General features: G+C 62.6%; 17 protein-coding genes. 2 read left to right on the forward strand and 15 right to left on the reverse strand.

The genetic code is table 11. The features are described 5' to 3' along the window. Window positions 1–18: 18 nt before the first annotated feature. From P8R33_RS00935 to rpsB, 10 genes are all read right to left on the reverse strand, one after another. Window positions 19–708 carry an OmpH family outer membrane protein gene (locus P8R33_RS00935; RefSeq protein ID WP_278327116.1) on the reverse strand — a complete coding sequence of 230 codons (690 nt, stop codon included), beginning with the start codon at window positions 706–708 and terminating at the stop codon, window positions 19–21. After that, window positions 708–3,356: an outer membrane protein assembly factor BamA gene (gene bamA / locus P8R33_RS00940; RefSeq protein ID WP_278327117.1), complete on the reverse strand. Its 2,649-nt coding sequence runs from the start codon at window positions 3,354–3,356 to the stop codon at window positions 708–710. The genes P8R33_RS00935 and bamA overlap by 1 nt, the downstream gene beginning before the upstream one ends. Window positions 3,357–3,525: 169 nt before the next feature. Then, window positions 3,526–4,659, reverse strand: a complete 1,134-nt coding sequence (gene rseP / locus P8R33_RS00945; RefSeq protein WP_278327909.1) for an RIP metalloprotease RseP — start codon at window positions 4,657–4,659, stop codon at window positions 3,526–3,528. A 10-nt stretch (window positions 4,660–4,669) separates the two neighbouring features. Further along, complete coding sequence (gene dxr, locus P8R33_RS00950) at window positions 4,670–5,821, reverse strand: 1-deoxy-D-xylulose-5-phosphate reductoisomerase (protein WP_278327118.1); 1,152 nt, start codon at window positions 5,819–5,821, stop codon at window positions 4,670–4,672. Beyond that, the gene (locus P8R33_RS00955) at window positions 5,818–6,528 is read right to left on the reverse strand and encodes a phosphatidate cytidylyltransferase (RefSeq protein WP_446532487.1); all 711 of its coding nucleotides are present in this window, start codon (window positions 6,526–6,528) and stop codon (window positions 5,818–5,820) included. Before P8R33_RS00955 ends, dxr begins: the two co-directional genes overlap by 4 nt. After that, window positions 6,515–7,198 (reverse strand): polyprenyl diphosphate synthase, encoded by a 684-nt coding sequence (gene uppS, locus P8R33_RS00960; RefSeq protein ID WP_278327120.1) that lies wholly within the window; start codon window positions 7,196–7,198, stop codon window positions 6,515–6,517. The genes P8R33_RS00955 and uppS overlap by 14 nt, the downstream gene beginning before the upstream one ends. A gap of 24 nt (window positions 7,199–7,222) precedes the next feature. Beyond that, a complete protein-coding gene (frr, locus tag P8R33_RS00965) occupies window positions 7,223–7,780 on the reverse strand; it encodes a ribosome recycling factor (RefSeq protein ID WP_278327121.1) in 558 nt (185 codons plus the stop codon). 12 nt (window positions 7,781–7,792) lie between these two features. Further along, complete coding sequence (gene pyrH, locus P8R33_RS00970; protein ID WP_278327122.1) at window positions 7,793–8,518, reverse strand: UMP kinase; 726 nt, start codon at window positions 8,516–8,518, stop codon at window positions 7,793–7,795. A gap of 737 nt (window positions 8,519–9,255) precedes the next feature. Beyond that, entirely contained in the window at window positions 9,256–10,182 is a 927-nt protein-coding gene (tsf, locus tag P8R33_RS00975; protein ID WP_278327123.1) for a translation elongation factor Ts, read from the reverse strand. 117 nt (window positions 10,183–10,299) lie between these two features. Then, entirely contained in the window at window positions 10,300–11,049 is a 750-nt protein-coding gene (gene rpsB / locus P8R33_RS00980) for a 30S ribosomal protein S2 (protein WP_278327124.1), read from the reverse strand. A gap of 352 nt (window positions 11,050–11,401) precedes the next feature. Here rpsB and P8R33_RS00985 point away from each other — a divergent pair, with 352 nt between their 5' ends. After that, window positions 11,402–11,644: a hypothetical protein gene (locus tag P8R33_RS00985; protein ID WP_278327125.1), complete on the forward strand. Its 243-nt coding sequence runs from the start codon at window positions 11,402–11,404 to the stop codon at window positions 11,642–11,644. Here the strand turns inward: P8R33_RS00985 and P8R33_RS00990 are convergent. From P8R33_RS00990 to P8R33_RS01005, 4 genes are all read right to left on the reverse strand, one after another. Further along, window positions 11,628–12,455, reverse strand: a complete 828-nt coding sequence (locus P8R33_RS00990; protein ID WP_278327126.1) for a CDP-alcohol phosphatidyltransferase family protein — start codon at window positions 12,453–12,455, stop codon at window positions 11,628–11,630. The two genes, P8R33_RS00985 and P8R33_RS00990, sit on opposite strands and share 17 nt — an antisense overlap. Then, entirely contained in the window at window positions 12,452–13,204 is a 753-nt protein-coding gene (locus P8R33_RS00995; RefSeq protein WP_278327127.1) for a phosphatidylserine decarboxylase, read from the reverse strand. The genes P8R33_RS00990 and P8R33_RS00995 overlap by 4 nt, the downstream gene beginning before the upstream one ends. 39 nt (window positions 13,205–13,243) lie before the next feature. Continuing rightward, a complete protein-coding gene (locus P8R33_RS01000) occupies window positions 13,244–14,386 on the reverse strand; it encodes a beta-ketoacyl-ACP synthase III (RefSeq protein ID WP_278327128.1) in 1,143 nt (380 codons plus the stop codon). Window positions 14,387–14,449: 63 nt separating this feature from the next. Continuing rightward, window positions 14,450–15,670, reverse strand: a complete 1,221-nt coding sequence (locus P8R33_RS01005; protein WP_278327129.1) for an MFS transporter — start codon at window positions 15,668–15,670, stop codon at window positions 14,450–14,452. 91 nt (window positions 15,671–15,761) lie between these two features. Here P8R33_RS01005 and P8R33_RS01010 point away from each other — a divergent pair, with 91 nt between their 5' ends. Next, window positions 15,762–16,100: a tRNA-binding protein gene (locus tag P8R33_RS01010; protein ID WP_278327130.1), complete on the forward strand. Its 339-nt coding sequence runs from the start codon at window positions 15,762–15,764 to the stop codon at window positions 16,098–16,100. Here P8R33_RS01010 and P8R33_RS01015 read toward each other — a convergent pair. Continuing rightward, window positions 16,097–18,064 (reverse strand): tetratricopeptide repeat-containing sulfotransferase family protein, encoded by a 1,968-nt coding sequence (locus P8R33_RS01015; protein WP_278327131.1) that lies wholly within the window; start codon window positions 18,062–18,064, stop codon window positions 16,097–16,099. The two genes, P8R33_RS01010 and P8R33_RS01015, sit on opposite strands and share 4 nt — an antisense overlap. Window positions 18,065–18,103: the final 39 nt, after the last annotated feature.

Consider the following 18,103-nt stretch of genomic DNA (forward strand, 5'->3'; position numbering starts at 1 on the left):
CTGCTCCCGTCGTCAGGATCAGCGGCCGGCCGGCTGCTGCTGCGCGGGCTGCTGGCCCTGCTGCTGCGCGGCTTGCTGGGCGGCCTGCTGTTGCGCGACACCGACAAGGATTTGCGAGACCGTTTGCTGGGTCTGCAGCGATTCCTGGCGCGGACGCCAGTTCGCCGGCGGCGTGATCTGCACGCTCGGCACGCGCTGGTTCATGACGGTGACGAGATCGTTCGTCACGTTGAGCGTTTCGGGTGCCCACTGGACCGCATCCGGCGACAGCAGGAGCTGGATGTTCTTCTGCTGCACGACCTGCTGCTGCACATTGCTGTAGTCGTTGATGAGCTGCTCGATGGCATAGGTCTGTGCCAGCACGATCGGCTGCGAAGCCTGCTGGATCTGCTGTTCCTTTTGCTGGATCTGCTGCACGACGGAGGGATTGGCCTGCGCTTCGGCCTGGGTCAGCTGGCCGTCGTTATTGGTGTCGAGGCTCTGCTGCAGCGTCGCTGCTTCCTGGCGCAGGGTGCGTATCTGGGTGAGTTGCGCCGTATATTGCTGCTCGATCTGCTGGTAGGCGGCGATGCGCGCCTGCGAGCGCACAATCACTGCTTCCGGGCTGCTGGTGGCGATCGCGCCGGTCACCTGCGCGGCGGCGGGCGTGCTGGCAATAGCCGCGCCTGCGAGAGCCGCGGCAGCGAGAATCTTGGTCTTGCTGGTCATTAGAATTGCGTTCCTACGTTGAATGAGAAGGTCTTGGTGTCGTCTCCGACTTCCTTCTTGATGATTTGGGCGAAATCGATCCTGAACGGACCGAAGGGCGAGTTCCAGTTGACGCCGATGCCCGCGGAAATGCGCGGTGCAGCAGTGTCGCCGACGAAAACTTCGCGATAGAAAGAACTGGCGGGGATGAACGGCAAAAGCGGATTGCCATCGGCGTCGACCGTGTCGGTCGTGGTCAGTCCGTCTTCATCGATGAAGAGCAACTGACCGTCCTGCGTAGCCTGACGACCGTTGGGCTGATTCACCAATGTGGGCGTCGTAATCGAGAACAACGAACCGACATCGACCCAGACGGACGGGCGCAGACCGAGTTCGCGTGCACCGCTACCGAGCGGGATCTCGAGCTCGGCTCGGCCGAGATAATAGGCCTTGCCGCCGATGGCATCGTCGAACCGCTGGTCGGACGACAGCGCATCCTCGATCGGCGTGGGAATACGCGGGCCATCGGGATTGTCGGGATCGGTCACGAAATTGAGCCGCACGATGCGCGGGCCGATCCCGCGAATGTCGAAGCCGCGCATCTGCGGTTCGCCGAGGAAGAAGCGGTCGGTCAGGCGAATGCTGTCACGTCCGGGTTCCTCGCTGTCCTCGAGGCCGCGGATCCATCCGCCTTCGCCCGCCAGCGAGAACACGAACCCGCTGCCGATCGACCAGTATTTGGCCATGCGGGCGCGCGATCGGATGTATTTCTCCGATCCGCCGAGGCCGGCGAACTCGTTGGTCCAGCTGATTGTTTCGCCGCGGCTCGGCCGCAGCCTGCTGTTGAGCGTGTTGTAGTTCAGGGTCAGCCCGAGAATCGAGCTCGAACGCTCGCCGATGGCTTCGCACAGGAAGCGCGTTGCGCGGCACTCGCCGTTCTCGAAGAACTCGTCGCCCAGCGACACGTCGTCATAGTTGAACGTGTAGCTGCCGATGGCCGAGAGGTATTCGGTCAGCGGGACGCCCGCACGCAGCGAGAAGCCCGTCGTGGACTGCTCGTACGTCGTATTGCGTTCGCTGTTGCGGAAGTTGAAGCTGTTGAAATCGCGGCGATAGATGTCGACGCCTGCAGAGATATTGCGGTCGAAAACATAAGGTTCGCTGAAGCTGATCTGCGCCGATTTGGAATAGCGGGAGTAGTTGACGCTCAGGCCGACCGTCTGCCCGCGACCGCGGAAATTGCGCTGGCGGATAGAGCCTGCGAGGATGAAGCTTTCGAGCGAGCTGAAGCCCGCCGATAGCTGCAGTTCGCCGGTCGCCTGTTCTTCCACATTCGCTTCGAGCACGATGCGGTCGGGCGCGCTGCCTTCGACCTGGTTGATCTCGAAGTTTTCCTGGAAATAGCCCAGCGAATTGATGCGCGCAGTGGAGCGGGACACGGCGAGCGAATTGAACGCGTCTCCTTCGGCGATACGGAATTCGCGGCGGATCACCTTGTCCTGCGTCAGCGTGTTGCCGTTCACGTCGATCCGCTCCACGTAAACGCGGGGCGCCTCGCGCAGGACGAAATTGACGTCCATCGTCAGATCGTCGGCGTCGCGACGGATTTCCGGGTTCACATCGGCAAAGGCATAGCCGAAGGTGCCGGCAAGTTCGGTCAGCTGTTCGACCGTGTCTTCGACCTGCTTGGCGTTGTACCAGTCGCCGCTCTTCATGGGAAGCCGTCCGGCCAGCGCATCGCTGTCGAAGTCGCGAATCTGGCTGTCGACGGTCACTTCGCCGAACTTGTGGCGCTCGCCTTCCTCGACGACATAGGTGATGATGAAATCGCGCTTGTCGGGCGTAAGCTCGGCCACGGCCGATACGACGCGGAAATCGGCATAACCTTCGGTCAGGTAAAACAACCGGAGGTTCTGCTGGTCGAACGCGAGACGGTCGGGATCGTAGCTGGTATTGGAACTGAAGAAGCTCGTGAGGCGCGCCTGCTTGGTCAGCATTTCGCCGCGCAACTCGCCGTCCGAGAAAGCCTCGTTGCCGATGATGTTGATCTGGCGAACCTTGGACTTGGGCCCCTCGTTGATCTCGAACACCACGTCGACGCGGTTCTGGCTCAGCTGCACCATCTTGGGCTCGACCGTCGCCGCGAAGCGGCCCTGGCGCTTGTAGAGCTCGATGATGCGGGCGACGTCCGCGCGAACCTTCGAACGGGTGAAGATCTGGCGCGGCGAGAGCTTGATCTCGGGCAGGATCTTGTCGTTCTTGATCCGCTTGTTGCCCTCCAGGATGATGCGGTTGATGACCGGGTTCTCGGTCACCTCGATCACCACATTGCCGCCGTTGTTCACGACGCTGGCATTGGCGAACAATTCGGTGGCGTAGAGATCCTTCAGCACCTGGTCGCCGACCGCCTGGGTCCAGACGTCGCCCGGGCGCAGGCGGATGTAGGAGAGGATCGTCTGCGGCTCGAGGCGCTGGGCCCCGCTCACCGCGATGGTCTGCACCGTCTGCTGCTGGACTGCGGGCGCCGGCGCCGCGGCTTCCGCCTCTTCAGTGTCCTGCGCGAGCGCGATCTGGGGGATGCCGGCGAGCATGGTTCCGGCGAGAAGGCCCATGGCCAGCCGTGCGGGCGAGGCTTTGCGGCGCGCGGCGGCAGGTGCGAAATCAGTCATCGACAAGGAAAATCCCGTCCTCGTTAAAATGCTACGGAGCCGGTGGAAGTTGGGCCCATCGGCAAAAGCCGCTGTCTATGCAGCGGCCCGAAAGTCCCCTGCCCTAAGCGCTTGTGCCAATCAAGCTTTGCAACCGTGAACGCCCGCCTCCGCGCTGTGCTTTCCCCGGCTAATTCCCGAAGATCGGGAGACCGGCCAGGTCGTTGATCGTGACGAATACCATCAGCGCAAGCACGAGGGCCACGCCGGCGCGATACGCCACTTCCGTTCCACGAGGGCCGATGGGTTTCCGGCGGACTGCTTCTGCCGCGTAGAAAGCCAGGTGCCCGCCGTCGAGCGCGGGAATTGGCAGGAGGTTGATGAATGCCAAGTTAAGCGAAATCAGGGCGACGAAATTGGTAAAGGCCAGCGCACCCATGCTCAGCTGTTCGCCCGAAAATTTGGCGATCTTGACCGGACCGCCGAGCTCCTGGACCGAGCGTTCTCCGGTAAAGATCTGTGCGACACCGGTAATCATCATGTCGACCACGCCGATGGAATGATCGACGGCAAGACCGAGGCTGCCGACGATGCCCTGCGGCTCGTAGGTCATTTCCGCCTCTGCCGCCTGAATTCCGACGAGGCCGATCTTGGACTTGTTACCGAAACCGTCTTCGACCTCGCGGCTTTCGGTGGTGACGGCGAAGGTCTCGCGCGCTCCGTCGCGCAGGACGGTGATGTCGAGCGTGCGGCCCGGGTACATCATGATCGCGTTCTGGACGTCGCGGAAGCTCTCCATCGCCTCACCTTCAATGGAGACAATACGGTCGCCCGCGCGCAGGCCGGCGTCACGCGCGGGCGAAGTTTCTGCGAACTCGGCGATCGTCAGCTGGCTATCCGCATCGGCAGGTACGGGCTTACCGTAGAAGGCAAAGAAACTCGCGAAGATCGCCAGCGTGACGAGGATGTTGGTCGCCGGTCCTGCGAACACGATCAGAGCGCGCTTCCATAGGGCAGCATGGTGGAAGCTACCCGCGCGCTCCTCTGCACTTACCTCTTCGGCAGCGGCGGTATCCGGAATGCTCGCCGGGTTCATGTCGCCCTTGAACTGGACATAGCCGCCCAGCGGCAGCGCGCTAAGCTTCCAGCGCGTCCCACGTTTGTCGGTGAAGCCCCAGATTTCCTTGCCGAAACCGATCGAGAAGGCTTCCGCCTGCACACCGAACCAGCGGCCGACGAGATAATGACCCAGCTCGTGAACGGTGATCAGCGGCCCCAGCAACAGCGGGAAACCGAGGACGTAATAGACCCACAGGGGCAACATGTTTTCCAAGTCAGGCGAGCTCCAGCATTTCGGTCGCGCGCTTGCGGGAAGCGTCGTCCACCATCAGCACCTCGTCCAGAGAACGCGGAGCATCAGGCAGGTTTCCTTCCGAAAGAACGCGCTCGACCAATAGCGGAATGCGGCTGAATGGAATCTTACGGTCGAGGAATGCGGCGACAGCCACTTCGTTGGCGGCATTCAGCACGGCCGGGGCCGCCCCGCCCGCCTCTGCCGCCTCGCGCGCCAAACGGGTCGCGGGAAAGCGCTGTTCGTCGGGCTGGAAGAAACTGAGCTCGCCGATGGTCGGCAGGTCCAGCGGCTCGCAGGGCGTATCCATGCGCTGCGGCCAGGCGAGGCAGCTGGCGATGGGCACGCGCATGTCGGACGGGCCGAGCTGCGCCAGCGTGGATCCGTCGCGATATTCGACCATCGAGTGGATGACGCTCTGCGGATGGACCACGATGCGAATCTTGTCGAGGCCGACCGGGAACAGGTGGTGCGCCTCGATCAGCTCCAGCCCCTTGTTGAACATGGTCGCGCTGTCGACGCTGATCTTCGCGCCCATGTCCCAGTTGGGATGCGCCACCGCCTGCTCGGGGGTGACGGCAGAGAGGTCCTCGACGGCGCGCAACGGGCCGCCGCTGGCGGTGAGCGTGATCCAGCGCACATCCTCGATCCGCCCGCCTTCGAGGCACTGGAAGATCGCATTGTGCTCGCTGTCGACGGGGAGCAGCGTCGCGCCGTGTTTCGCGACGGCAGCAGTCATCACCTCGCCTGCCGAAACCAGCGCTTCCTTGTTGGCGAGCGCGATTGTTCCGCCCTGTTCGATCGCCGCCATGACCGGGCCGAGGCCCGCACAGCCGACAATCGCGGCGACGGTGATGTCGACGGGGCGCGCCGCAGCTTCGCACAGCGCCCGCTTGCCGCCAGCCGCCTCGATCCCCGAACCGTCGAGCGCGGCGCGCAGGTCGTCCAGACAGCTCTCGTCCGCCACCACGGCAATCTCGGCGCGAAATTCCTTCGCGAGCGCGGCGAGTTCGGCAACGTTGCAATTCGCGGTCAGCGCGACGATGCGCCAATCATCGGGCGCGCGCCGGATCAGATCGAGCGTCGATGTGCCGACGGAGCCGGTGGCGCCAAGAATGGAGATGGAGCGGGTCACAAAGCCGCTCCGAAAGTCGCTGCAGCCAACAGAGCTACAGGAACTATCCCATCGGTCCGGTCGAAGACACCGCCGTGACCGGGGATAAGGTTCGAGCTGTCCTTCACCCCAGCTTTGCGCTTGATCCAGCTCTCGAGAAAATCGCCCGCCTGTGCGGCTACCGCAATCGCGGCCCCGATGCCCCCCAGTTGCAGCCAATCCAGCAAGCGTCCGCTCCATTCGGGACCATCGACCGACGCGATGAAATGCAGAAGTCCGAAGACCCAGATCGACGCTCCGACCGTGCCCCCCAGCAGCCCCGCCCAGGTTTTCGATGGACTGATGGCAGGTGCGATCTTGGGACCGCCAATCGTCCGCCCGAAGAAATAGGCAAAGGTATCGACAAACACGACCGCGCCGATCACCCCAATCACCACGATCAGCGGGAAACTCGTAAGGGCATAACCTGCCAGCCCGATGTAGATCGCACCGGCAGTGACGGCTGCCAGCCGGGCACCCTGCCGCTGCGTCGCCTTCAGCACGAGGATCACAAACTCCACGAGAGTCGCGAAAGCGACCCCTGCGATGAACAGGTCGAGCCAGATACCGCCGAGCCAGAAAGCCAGCCCGGCCACCGCCACCATGACCAGCGCCGACGCTGCGCGCACGGGCAGGTCGGCGTTCTTGCCCTTCGCGGGCACCGCTTGTGCTGCTCTACCGTCCACCAAAGCGCCTCTCCCGGTCGCCGAAATCCGCCAGCGCCTGCTTGAACAGCTCGGGCGTGAAATCGGGCCATAGGACGTCGGTGAAGATCATTTCCGCATAGGCCGCCTGCCACAAGAGGAAATTCGACAGCCGCACTTCGCCACTGGTGCGGATCAGCAGGTCAAGCGGAGGCAGCGGCGCGGTGTAGAGATGCTCGGCAAGGCTTTCTTCGGTGATCTCGCCCACAGCCGCAGCTCTGCGCGCAGCCGCCACGATCTCCGCCTGCGCGCCGTAGTTCAGCGCCACCGCCAGCGTGCGCGAGCCCTTACTGGTCTGCTCCAGCGCATCCTCCAGCATGGCGACGATATCGGGCGCGAGTGCCTGCCAGTCGCCGAGAATATGCAGTTTCACGTCATTGGCAATAAACTCGGGCAGGTCCGACTTGATGAACTTGCGCATCAGGTCCATCAAATCGTCGACCTCGTCCTCCGGCCGCTTCCAGTTTTCGGAGCTGAAGGCGTAGAGCGTCAGGCATTCGACTTCGGTGTCCTTGAGGCTGCGCACCAATTCGCGCACCGCCTCCACGCCCTTGCGATGGCCCATCACGCGCGGCAGGTGCCGGCGCTTCGCCCAGCGACCGTTGCCATCCATGATGATGGCGACATGGCGGGCCTGCTGGCCTTGCGCGCTCATTCCTGCTCCCCGATCCTCACCCGCTTACTGGGTCAGGATTTCCTGCGTCTTCTTCTCGACCGCCTCATCGGTTTCGGCGACGTATTTGTCGGTCAGCTTCTGGACCTCGTCCTCGGACCGCTTGCGGTCATCTTCGGAGATTTCCTTCTTCTTCTCGTCTTCCTTAAGCGCTTCCATGCCGTCGCGGCGCACGTTGCGAATGGCGATCTTGCCCTTCTCGCCATATTCGCCCGCCAGCTTGGCGAGGTCCTTGCGGCGTTCCTCGGTCAGGTCGGGCATCGGCAGGCGGATGGTCTGACCATCCTGCATCGGGTTTAGGCCGAGATTGGCCTTGGCGATGCCCTTCTCCACTGCGCTCACATTGGCCTTGTCCCATACCTGCACGCTCAGCATGCGCGGTTCGGGTGCGCTGACCGTCGCGACCTGGCTGAGCGGCATCATCGAGCCATAGACCTCGACCACGACCGGATCGAGCAGGCTGGTATTCGCGCGGCCGGTGCGCAGGCCCGAAAGATCGCCCTTCAGGCTTTCGACGGCACCCTTCATGCGGCGCTCGATATCGGCTTTGTCGTATTTGGCCATGATGGCTTCCTCTTAGCTTTTTTCGTTGGTGACGACCGTCTGCACGCCCTCGCCCTTGAGAACGCGGGCCAGATTGCCCTTCTCGCGGATCGAGAACACGACGATCGGAATATTATTATCGCGGCACAGGGCCACGGCGCTGGCGTCCATCACCTTGAGATCATCTGCCAGCACGCGGCTGTAAGTGACGGTGTCGAAACGCTTTGCCTCGGCGTTCTTCTTTGGGTCGCTGTCATACACCCCGTCGACGCTGGTGCCCTTGAGCAGCGCATCGCAATTCATTTCCGCCGCCCGCAGCGCCGCGCCACTGTCAGTGGTGAAATAGGGCGCGCCCACACCGGCGGCGAAGATCACCACACGACCTTTTTCGAGGTGACGTTCGGCCCGGCGGCGGATCACCGGCTCGCATACCTGGTCCATCTGCACCGCGCTCTGCACGCGGGTCTGCACGCCCAACTGCTCCAGCGCGTTCTGCATCGCCAGCGCATTCATGACGGTCGCCAGCATGCCCATGTAATCAGCCTGCGCGCGGTCCATTCCCTGCGCCGCGCCCGCCATGCCGCGAAAGATATTGCCGCCGCCGATGACGAGGCAGATTTCGAGGCCGGTTTCCTTCGCCGCCTTTACCTCTTGTGCGAGTTCCATAACGAATGCCGGGTCGATCCCGAACGGCCCCTCGCCCATGAGCACCTCGCCCGAGAGCTTGAGCAGGACGCGCTTCATCGTGGAAAAGGGCATGGAGACGAAGAATCCGTGTTGCGTGAGGGGCCTGCGGCTCCTTAGCCATGATGCATGGCGCGCGCTAGGGGGAAGGGACTATCGTTGTAGTCCATACCCTCTTGATCGAAAGGGCGGCTAGCCTATCGAACTTCGCGCTTACGATAGACGTCTGCCTGCGTTATCCATGGTGAACGGTCCTGCAAAAATCTGACAAGCAGATTATTTGACGTCACCCTACGACGCCCTTCGTTTTTCCAGCACAGCTTATAATGGTTTCAGGGACAGGGCTGAGGGAGAGATTAGGCCCGCTCATAATGGTCGATACTAATGCCCGCCAGAGGTGCTCCTTTAAGACTGGCGACTAGGCTTTGAACAAAAGAGCAAGCCGACGAATGGGATGGAGCCTGCGGCTTGGACCGATCAGAGATCCATGTTCTTGTGCGGTTTTTCAGCGATTTCCTCGCGCAGGTCGCGCGCGCCCTCGTCGGCCTTGCGTTCAAGTCGGTCGGACGTATTGCGATTCCTAAACCAGGCAAATATAATTACGCCAATGAGCAAGATTGGGCCAATGATTATCGCGAGGGACCATACGCTTCCCATGAGTTTCTCCAATAAGTTCGCGTGAGCATCCACTGAAGAAGTGATGGCAGGCCCGGCTCGTTCCCTAAAACGATCATTGGTACGCATTAGTGTCGGACGAAAAAGGCCGCCGAAGCGAACTCCGGCGGCCCATTTTCGTAGGATGTGGGGCTTGTTCAGCCGCCGACGGCAGCGGCCACTTCGGCAGCGAAGTCGCTCTCTTCCTTCTCGATGCCTTCACCCAGCTGGAAACGGACATAGTCCACCAGCTCGACCTTGGCGCCGACGTCCTTGCCGGCAGCTTCCACGACCTGCGCGATCGGGGTCTTGTTGTCGATCACGTAGACCTGGCTGAGCAGCGCGTTTTCCTTGGCGTATTTGTTGACCGCGCCTTCGACCATCTTTTCCTGGACGTTCTCGGGCTTGCCGCTTTCGGCGGCCTTTTCCTTGGCGATAGCGCGCTCGCGCTCGATCACTTCGGCGTCGAGGCCCTCGGCGGTCAGCGCCTGCGGGAAAGCAGCGGCGATATGCATGCCGAGCTTCTTGCCCAGCTCTTCCAGCTTGGCCTTGTCGCCTTCGCTTTCGAGAGCAACCAAGACGCCGATCTTGCCGAGGTCCGGCGCGACGGCGTTGTGCATGTAAGGCACGATCACGCCGTTGGTGACCGAGACGGTCTTGATGCGGCGGATCTGCTGGTTCTCGCCGATGGTGGCGACATTATCGGTCAGCTTGTCGGACACGGTGCCGCCATCGGGATAGGCAGCGGCCTTGAGCGTATCGACATCGTCACCGTCGGTGCCGAGCGCGACCTGCGTGGTCTTGCGCACGAAATCCTGGAACTTGTCGTTCTTGGCGACGAAGTCCGTTTCCGAGTTCACTTCGACGGCAACACCCTTTATGCCTTCGACGGCAATGCCGACGAGACCTTCGGCCGCAGTGCGGCTCGATTTCTTCTGGGCAGTGGCGAGACCCTTGGCGCGCAGTGCGTCGACTGCGGCTTCGATATCGCCGTTCGCGGCTTCGAGCGCCTTCTTGGCGTCCATCATGCCCGCGCCGGTCTTCTCGCGCAGGGCCTTTACGTCAGCAGCAGTGAATGCAGCCATGATGATTTCCTTCTTGGTATCTTGAATGCGGGGCACCGGGCCTGCTGGTATCAGCGGCCCGGCGCATAATTCGCCTGTGTGACGGGAGAATTGCGCTCCCAAGTCACGAATTGGGCATTAAGCCGCGGCTTCTTCCGGCGGATTTTCCATTGCGCCGACGTCTGCACCGCTGTCCTGCACGCCTTCGCCCTTGCCGGTGCGAGCCGCTTCGGCAACCGCATCGCAATAGAGCTTGATAGCGCGGCTGGCGTCGTCGTTGCCCGGGATCGGGAAGGCGATGCCTTCGGGATCGACATTGGTGTCGAGCACGGCGACGACCGGGATGCCGAGGACGTTGGCTTCCTTGATGGCGAGGTCTTCCATGTTCGCATCGATCACGAACATCACGTCGGGAATACCGCCCATGTCGCGGATGCCGCCAAGACTCATTTCAAGCTTGTCGCGCTTGCGCGTGAGGTCGAGGACTTCCTTCTTGGTCAGGCCCTGCGTGTCGCCCGAAAGACGCTCGTCGAGCGTCTTGAGGTACTTGATACGCTCGCTGATCGTCTTCCAGTTGGTGAGCATGCCGCCCAGCCAGCGGTGGTTGACGAAGTGCTGGCCCGAGGCGAGCGCGGCTTCGCGGATCGCGTCCTGAGCCTGACGCTTGGTGCCGACGAACAGCACCTTGCCGCCCGAACGGGCAGTCTGGCTGATGAAGTCGAGCGCGCGAGCGAACAGCGGCACGGACTGCGACAGGTCGATGATGTGGATGCCGTTGCGCGCGCCGAAGATATACGGCTTCATGCGCGGGTTCCAACGGTGGGTCTGGTGGCCGAAGTGCGCGCCGGCCTCGATCAATTGCTGCATCGTGACGGTAGGAGCCGCCATAGTGTAATTCCTTTCCGGTTATGCCTCTGGAAAGCTGGAACCCGAATGCGGTCTTGTCCCGCGACGGGCACCGGTATGTGCGCCTTCCATGTGGATTTGCCCGCCTGACGAAACGCCCGAACTGGCCGAATCTACTGCGGACCGCGCGCCTGTAGCCGGTGGAGCGCGACAAATCCACCCTCCATTCGCCGCAAAATAATGCAGCTTCGGCTCGAAAAGCGCTTGACTAGCGAGAACAAAAAGAGAACATTGTTCTCGTCGCCGGAACGTCCGGCGGGCAATCAGGGTTTTCCACTAGTTATCCCCGGCCTGTCAACAGTGATCTGAACAGTAAGGGGCAGGAGAATTAGAGATGTTCGCATGGTTCCTTGTCGCACTCGTCGCCCTCACGGCTGTCGTAGCATTGGGCGTGCTCGCCGATAGCGGACTGCGCTGGTGGTCTGCTTTCGGCCAGTTGCGGCGCGAAACGAAGCGAACTTCGGTGATCGCCGAGCTCCCCGCATTTCGCGCAGGGATTGCGCAAGGTGGTGCGGCTTTCGGTCGCTTGCCCTCGCGGCCGGACGTGATTGTCCGGCCGGCTACGCGCGCCGCTTGATGCGTGAATACCGCAGCAGGGTGAACGGTAGCAGGGCGAGGTAGCCTATCCCGATAGCGCTCAGGGTCCACCACGGCTCGACGAGTAGCGCAGCGAACAGCAAGCCGACGAAGGCCAGTACCCACAACCGGATGCCGCGACGCGGACGCAGCGAGGTCCAGCTTGGCGTGGCCATGCTCGAAATCATCAGCAGCGCAGTTGCCAACAACCACGGTGCGACGAAAGCCGGCTCGCGAAAGAAGTCGATCCCGGTCGCCGACCACACGAAGAATGGCATGAAGGCGAGCCCCGCCCCCATGGGCGCGGGAACACCGGTCAGGAAACCGAGCGATTTGTGCGGCTGGTCCTCGGTGTCGATCTGCGCATTGAAGCGCGCGAGACGAAGCGCGCAGCAAATTGCCAATGCGAGTGCCGCGAACCAGCCCCAGCGCGGCTCGTTCTGCAGCGACCAGAGGTACAGGATGATGGCAGGCGCTGTGCCGAAACTCAGCGAATCGGCAAGGCTGTCCAACTCCGCACCAAAACGCGATTGCGCCTTCAGCAAGCGCGCGATCCGCCCATCCATCCCGTCGAGAATGCCCGCGATGATGATGGCCACGGCGGCAGCCGCCCATTGCTCGGAAATCGCGAACCGTATGCCGGTCAGGCCCGAACAGAGCGCCGCTGCGGTGATCGCATTGGGGGCCATCGCCCGAAGTGAAAGGCCCCGACCGGATGGACCCAGCACGGGCTTTTCGTCCTCCGCCGCCTTCGGCCCCAACCGGGCGCGTTCCTCATGCTGGTCCGTCCCGTTGCGAGGTTCGAAATTCATTGCGACACACCTTCCAGAAGCTTGCGCGCGCCAAGGCGCGCGATAACCGTTTCACCCGCAACGACGCGTTGACCGAGCAGCACGTCCGATCCGGTCCCCGCAGGCAGATAGATGTCGACCCGACTGCCGAACCGGATCAGTCCGACCCTCTGCCCCGCCCCGAGCGTATCGCCGGGTTTTACGAACGGCACGATCCGCCGCGCCACAAGGCCGGCGATCTGGGTGAAGCCGACCTTGGTGCCGTCGCTCCGCTCGACAAGGATATGCTGTCGTTCGTTTTCTTCGCTTGCCTTGTCGAGACCGGCATCGGCGAAACTTCCGGGAATATAGACGACACGTTGCACGGTACCTGCGATCGGCGTGCGGTTGATATGGACGTCGAACACCGACAGGAAGATCGACACGCGCGTCACCGTGTCCGGTGACAATCCGCCGATACCGCTGCCATCGTCGATGACCAGCTCGCGCGGCGGCTCGACTTCGACAATCATGGTCACCTGACCGTCGGCCGGTGAGAGAATTGCGGAATCGTCTTGCGGAACGACGCGTTCGGGGTCCCGGAAGAAGGCGAATATACCTGCGCTAAGGGCAAGTAGCGGCCAGCCGACGATCTCCCAGTCGAGACCGACAAGGAAAACCAGGCTTACCGCCAAAGCGATCAGGCCGTATTTGCGCCCCTCGGGATGGATTGGCGGCAGCGACCACCGGACGTCGCCGCGGCCCTGATTGTCGAGGAGGTCACCTGCCATCGGATAAGCCTACGCGCCGCATGGCGGCGTCACAAGGCGTCACGCGGCCTTACGCACGAACACGGTTCCCGCAGAGTACCCCGCTCCGAAGCTGCAGATCAGCCCCGTGTCCCCCTCCGCCAGATCCTCGCTGTGGAGGTGGAAGGCGATGATCGACCCGGCGCTGGAGGTGTTGCCATAGGTATCGAGCACGGTTGGACTCTCGTCGGCATCGGCTTCGTGGCCGAGCACGCGATGGGCGATCAACCGGTTCATGCCGGCATTTGCCTGGTGCAGCCAGAGGCGCCGCAGGCTCTGCGGGTCGATGCCGAGCCGGTCCGCCTCGCCGATGATCATTTCGGCCACCATCGGCACCACTTCCTTGAACACCTTGCGGCCTTCCTGCACGAAGAGCTTGTCCGCCTTGCCGACGCCTTCGGGCGCAGCCCGGTTGAGGAAGCCGAAATTGTTGCGGATGTTGTTCGAGAATACCGTCTTCAACTTGGTGCCGAGAATGTCCCAATGCTCCACCGGAGCGATTGCCGCATCCTCGACCAGCACGGCAGTCGCCACGTCTCCGAAAATGAAATGGCTGTCGCGGTCGCGCCAGTTCAAATGGCCGCTCGTAATTTCCGGACTGACAACGAGCACGCTCTTCGCATTGCCCGACCGGATGTAATCTGCCGCGGTCTGGATGCCGAAGGTGGCCGAGGAGCATGCGACATTCATGTCGAACCCGAAGCCATCGATTCCCAGCGCCTGCTGGATTTCGATCGCCATGGCCGGATAGGGCCGCTCCATATTCGACGCTGCACAGAGCACGGCATCGACGTCCGCAGCTTCGCGACCCGCCCGTTCGAGCGCCTGGCGGCACGCTGCCACGCCGATCTCCGCCATCTGCGACAGCTCGTCGTTGTCGCGTTCTTTCAGGCGAGGCTCCATGATCGCGGGGTCGAGTATCGGTTCTTTCGACAAGACGTGGCGCGCCTTGATCCCGCTCGCCTTCTCGATGAATTCTACCGAACTCGGGTGCAGCGCTTCGACCTCGCCCGCAGCGATCGCATCGGCGTTCTGCGCGTTGAACCGCTCGACGAAGGCGTTGAAGCTTGCGACCAGTTCTTCGTTGCTGATGCTCTGCTCGGGCGTGAACAGGCCGGTGGCGGAAATGACGGGGCGACCGGTCATCGATGTCTGTTGTGTCATGGCGCGAGGGATTAAGCCGAGCGGTGGCCTTGGGCAAGCCACCCGACTTGTTTTGGGCTGAAGCTACTCGTCTTCGGCCTCGAGCACCGCCGCCATCGGCGTGGTGCGCGGAAGGCTCTGGAAGGCCTGCTGCTCGGCGGAAGGCACCGGTGCGCTGCGTGCCATGCGCCAGAAGCCGTAAAGGGCACCAATCAAGGCGAGCACTCCGATCACGACGAACAGTCCGGATGGCCCCATGATGCTCATTCCGGTTGAGCCGACGATCGGCCCAGTCATGGCACCCGCCGAGTATGTCAGGACCAAGCCTCCGCTCGCCCCCACCCGCTCGTCTTCGCCCAGATGGTCGTTGGAATGGGCGACGCACAGCGGGTAGAGAGCGAAGGCGAAGCCGCCGAAAAATGCACCTGTGACAATGATCCCGAGCGCGGGCAGCGGGGCGAAAGCCAGGACTGCGCAGATCGCCGCCACTGCCGCCAAACATGCGATGATCACACGTCGGCGATCGAAGCGGTCGGAGAGCTGGCCGAGCGGATATTGCAGGGCCACGCCGCCCGCGATCACCATCGAGGTAAACAACGCGACTTGCGATAAGCCCAGGCCGGTCCGTTGCACGTAAACAGCACCCAGCGCGTAGAAGGCCCCGAGGATGGCCCCCGTAACCAGTGTTCCGACCATCCCAAGCGGAGACGCCGAAAACAGCCGTTTGATGGAGAAGGATTCCACGCGTTCGATCCGCGGCTGCTCCATCTTGGTGAGCAGGACGGGGAGCAATGCGATCGAAAGAAGGATCGCAGACAGCATGAAGGGCAAGTCGGGCGAAATCTCCGCGGTGTTCAGCAGGAACTGTCCGACCGCCTGCCCCAAGTAAAGAGCGATCATGTAAGCGGCGAGGATGCCGCTGCGATTGTGGGGCTGTGCTTGCTGGTTGAGCCAGCTTTCGAGGCAAACGAAAACGCCCGCCATCGCAAACCCGTCGATGAGTCGCAGGCCAATCCAGAGTGCCGGGAGATCGATTATTGCATAGGCGAGGCTGCTGGCGGAGAACACGGTCACGAATGCGGCGAACGCCCGGATGTGACCGATGCGTGAAATCAGGGCCGCGACCCTGACCGAGCCCACCGTCAGTCCGGCGAAATAGGCTGTCGCGACGAGGCCGATGAGCAGAGAACTCGCCCCGCCCTGTTCCAGACGGATGGCGATCAAGGTCGACAGGAATCCGCTCCCCGCCATGAGGATGAAGATCGCCGCGAGGATCGTGCGAACGGAGATGGCGGCCGCTATCATTCTCGCGCCCTTAGCACCGCGATTTTGCCGCGCAATCTTTGTGGCTCGGCGGCAATGGACACAGGCGCTTGTAACCCATACCCATGCGACCATGGACCAGATCGACATCGCCGACTTCCTCAGGGTCGATATTCGCAGCGGGACTGTGATCCGCGCCGAGCCTTTTCCCGAAGCGCGCAAGCCCGCAATCAAGCTGTGGATCGACTTCGGTGACGAGATCGGTCAGCGCAAGACCTCCGCGCAAATCGCCGACCTCTACGATCCGGCTACGCTGCCCGGTCGCAAGGTCATGGCGGTGGTCAATTTCCCGCCGCGCCAGATCGGGCCGTTCATGTCCGAAGTGCTGGTGCTGGGCTTTCCCGATGCCGAGGGACGGATCGTCCTCGCTTCACCGGGGGAGACCGTGCCTAACGGCGCGCGAATGAGCTAGGTCGCGAGCGGACCCAGCGCGTCTTTCAGGTCACCGAGCCACGGCTCATACGGCTTCCACGCGCCCTGCCCCTTGCGGTTGATCGGCTGACGCACCTGCTCGCTGCTCGCGGTTCTCACGGCGCGGTCGGTCTTGTGAAAGTCCAGGCAGGCCTCTTCGAAGTCGAGGCCGCAGTGATCGAGCATACACCGGACCTGCCCTTCCAGATCGTCGAGCACATCCTCATGCCGGACGCGCAGAACCTTGCCCGGAAGAACCTCGTCCCAGTGGTCCATCAGATCGACGTAGTCCGCATAATAGCGGCCGACCTCGGTCAGCCCGTAAGTGAACTCCTGTCCCTCTGCGAAGAGCTGCTTGAAGCCGGAGAAACAGCAATCCATCGGATCGCGGCGCGCGTCGATGATTTTCGCGTTCGGCAGGATCAGGTGGATCAGCCCGATGTGCCGGAAATTGTTCGGCATCTTGTCGATGAAGAAGGGTGCACCCTGCCGGTGGACGCGCGTATCCTCGATGAATTGCCGGCCGAACTTCGACAGCTGCTCGGCGGATAGTTCATGCAGCACTTCGGGGTAGCGCGACTGGCCTGCCTTGCGGCCACGCAGACGGTGGGCAAGCGCAAGGATGTTCGGCAGTTCCAGCGTGCCGTCCACCTGGCTGTGGCTGGCAAGAATTTGTTCGAGCAGCGTCGATCCAGCCCGCGGAAGACCGAGAATGAAGATCGGATCCGGAGACTGATCGCCTGCGCCCTCATGCTTTGCGAACAGATCTCGTGTGCAGACCTCTTTCTGGCGCGCCAGTTCCTCCGACATGCCATCTGCGCTGTAACGGGTCTGGGCGCGCTTCAGTGAATTCCCGGTCTCGTAGAAGCCGAAGCTGTCGCCGTACTCCTTGCGGTCCTCAAGAGCCTTGCCGAGCGCGAAGCTTAGGTGAACGCGATCCATGAAAGCCAGATCTTCACGCGCGGTTTGCTCGCGCATCCCGATTATCTCGTCGTCGGTGAAGCTATAGGTCTTGAGATTGGCGAGCGCATACCAGGCGTCGCCGTGATCGGGCTTCGCCGCGACGGCAGCGCGGTAGCTCACAACCGCCTCCTCCTGCGCGCCGGTCGTCTTCAGCGCGTGTCCCTTGCTTGTCAGCGTTGCGACATCTCCGGGGAGCCGATCGAGGACCGCATCGAAAAGTTCGAATGCACGGCCATAATCGCCTGTCTGCATGCTTTCGATGGCAAAATGCGACTGGAACAGCGGATTTGCCGGGTCGCGCGCATGCAGCGCTTCCGCCTCCTCGCGCGCTCGATCGAACTTCTGGCGCCGCCGCAGCGCGTCGATATAGTCGAGCTGGACCTGAATATTGTCCGGCTCGAAGGCCCGCGCGCTCTCCAGTAGGAATTCCGCATCGTCGAGTATGCCGAGCTTGATGCCGATCTGGGCGAGCAGGCGCATGCCTTCGACATTGCGAGGATTGGCGCGCAGGAAGCGCCGGCAAATCTCTTCGGCGCGAAGAACGCGCCCTTCGTGCAGGTGATGGGTGACCGCGACGAGTTCGCGCGGCAGCGCCGCAATTCTGCGAGCTTGCGCCTGCGCCGCTTGCGCCTCCGCGCCGTTGCCACGCGCCGCCTCGATCTCCGCCAACGCACGCCAGCTGGCATCCAGCGCGGGGTTGAAGCGGGTGGCTCTGGCGTAGGCCGCGATGGCGCGATCCGTGTCACCGCGCGCGCGTGCCAGATGGCCCGCCTCCTGCCACGCACGTCCGTACTCGGGCATGGCGGCGTGAAGGCGCGAAAGGTGCTCGTCGGCCTGCTCGAACCGTTCGAGATACCGCGCGGCTACCGCGGCGATATAAAGTGCTTCGGCGTCGCCAGGATCGGCTTGTAGCAAAGCTTCGGCAATCTGGAGGCCACGCGCGAAGTCTCCCACCTGCAACGCCTTTTGCGCTGAACCCAGATGCTCTTCCCGTGACGCCATCCCTCGCCCCTATCAAAGCGAACGGCGGAGGCGAAGCCT

It is taken from the genome of Qipengyuania flavescens (assembly GCF_029688735.1).
Lineage (GTDB): Bacteria > Pseudomonadota > Alphaproteobacteria > Sphingomonadales > Sphingomonadaceae > Qipengyuania.

Coding starts and splice junctions, on each gene's coding strand:
- P8R33_RS00935 (WP_278327116.1), bottom strand. CDS start 708: ATGACCAGCAAGACCAAGATTCTCGCTGCCGCGGCTCTCGCAGGCGCG.
- bamA (WP_278327117.1), bottom strand. CDS start 3,356: ATGACTGATTTCGCACCTGCCGCCGCGCGCCGCAAAGCCTCGCCCGCA.
- rseP (WP_278327909.1), bottom strand. CDS start 4,659: ATGTTGCCCCTGTGGGTCTATTACGTCCTCGGTTTCCCGCTGTTGCTG.
- uppS (WP_278327120.1), bottom strand. CDS start 7,198: ATGAGCGCGCAAGGCCAGCAGGCCCGCCATGTCGCCATCATCATGGAT.
- frr (WP_278327121.1), bottom strand. CDS start 7,780: ATGGCCAAATACGACAAAGCCGATATCGAGCGCCGCATGAAGGGTGCC.
- pyrH (WP_278327122.1), bottom strand. CDS start 8,518: ATGCCCTTTTCCACGATGAAGCGCGTCCTGCTCAAGCTCTCGGGCGAG.
- tsf (WP_278327123.1), bottom strand. CDS start 10,182: ATGGCTGCATTCACTGCTGCTGACGTAAAGGCCCTGCGCGAGAAGACC.
- rpsB (WP_278327124.1), bottom strand. CDS start 11,049: ATGGCGGCTCCTACCGTCACGATGCAGCAATTGATCGAGGCCGGCGCG.
- P8R33_RS00985 (WP_278327125.1), top strand. CDS start 11,402: ATGTTCGCATGGTTCCTTGTCGCACTCGTCGCCCTCACGGCTGTCGTA.
- P8R33_RS00990 (WP_278327126.1), bottom strand. CDS start 12,455: ATGAATTTCGAACCTCGCAACGGGACGGACCAGCATGAGGAACGCGCC.
- P8R33_RS00995 (WP_278327127.1), bottom strand. CDS start 13,204: ATGGCAGGTGACCTCCTCGACAATCAGGGCCGCGGCGACGTCCGGTGG.
- P8R33_RS01000 (WP_278327128.1), bottom strand. CDS start 14,386: ATGACACAACAGACATCGATGACCGGTCGCCCCGTCATTTCCGCCACC.
- P8R33_RS01005 (WP_278327129.1), bottom strand. CDS start 15,670: ATGATAGCGGCCGCCATCTCCGTTCGCACGATCCTCGCGGCGATCTTC.
- P8R33_RS01010 (WP_278327130.1), top strand. CDS start 15,762: ATGGACCAGATCGACATCGCCGACTTCCTCAGGGTCGATATTCGCAGC.
- P8R33_RS01015 (WP_278327131.1), bottom strand. CDS start 18,064: ATGGCGTCACGGGAAGAGCATCTGGGTTCAGCGCAAAAGGCGTTGCAG.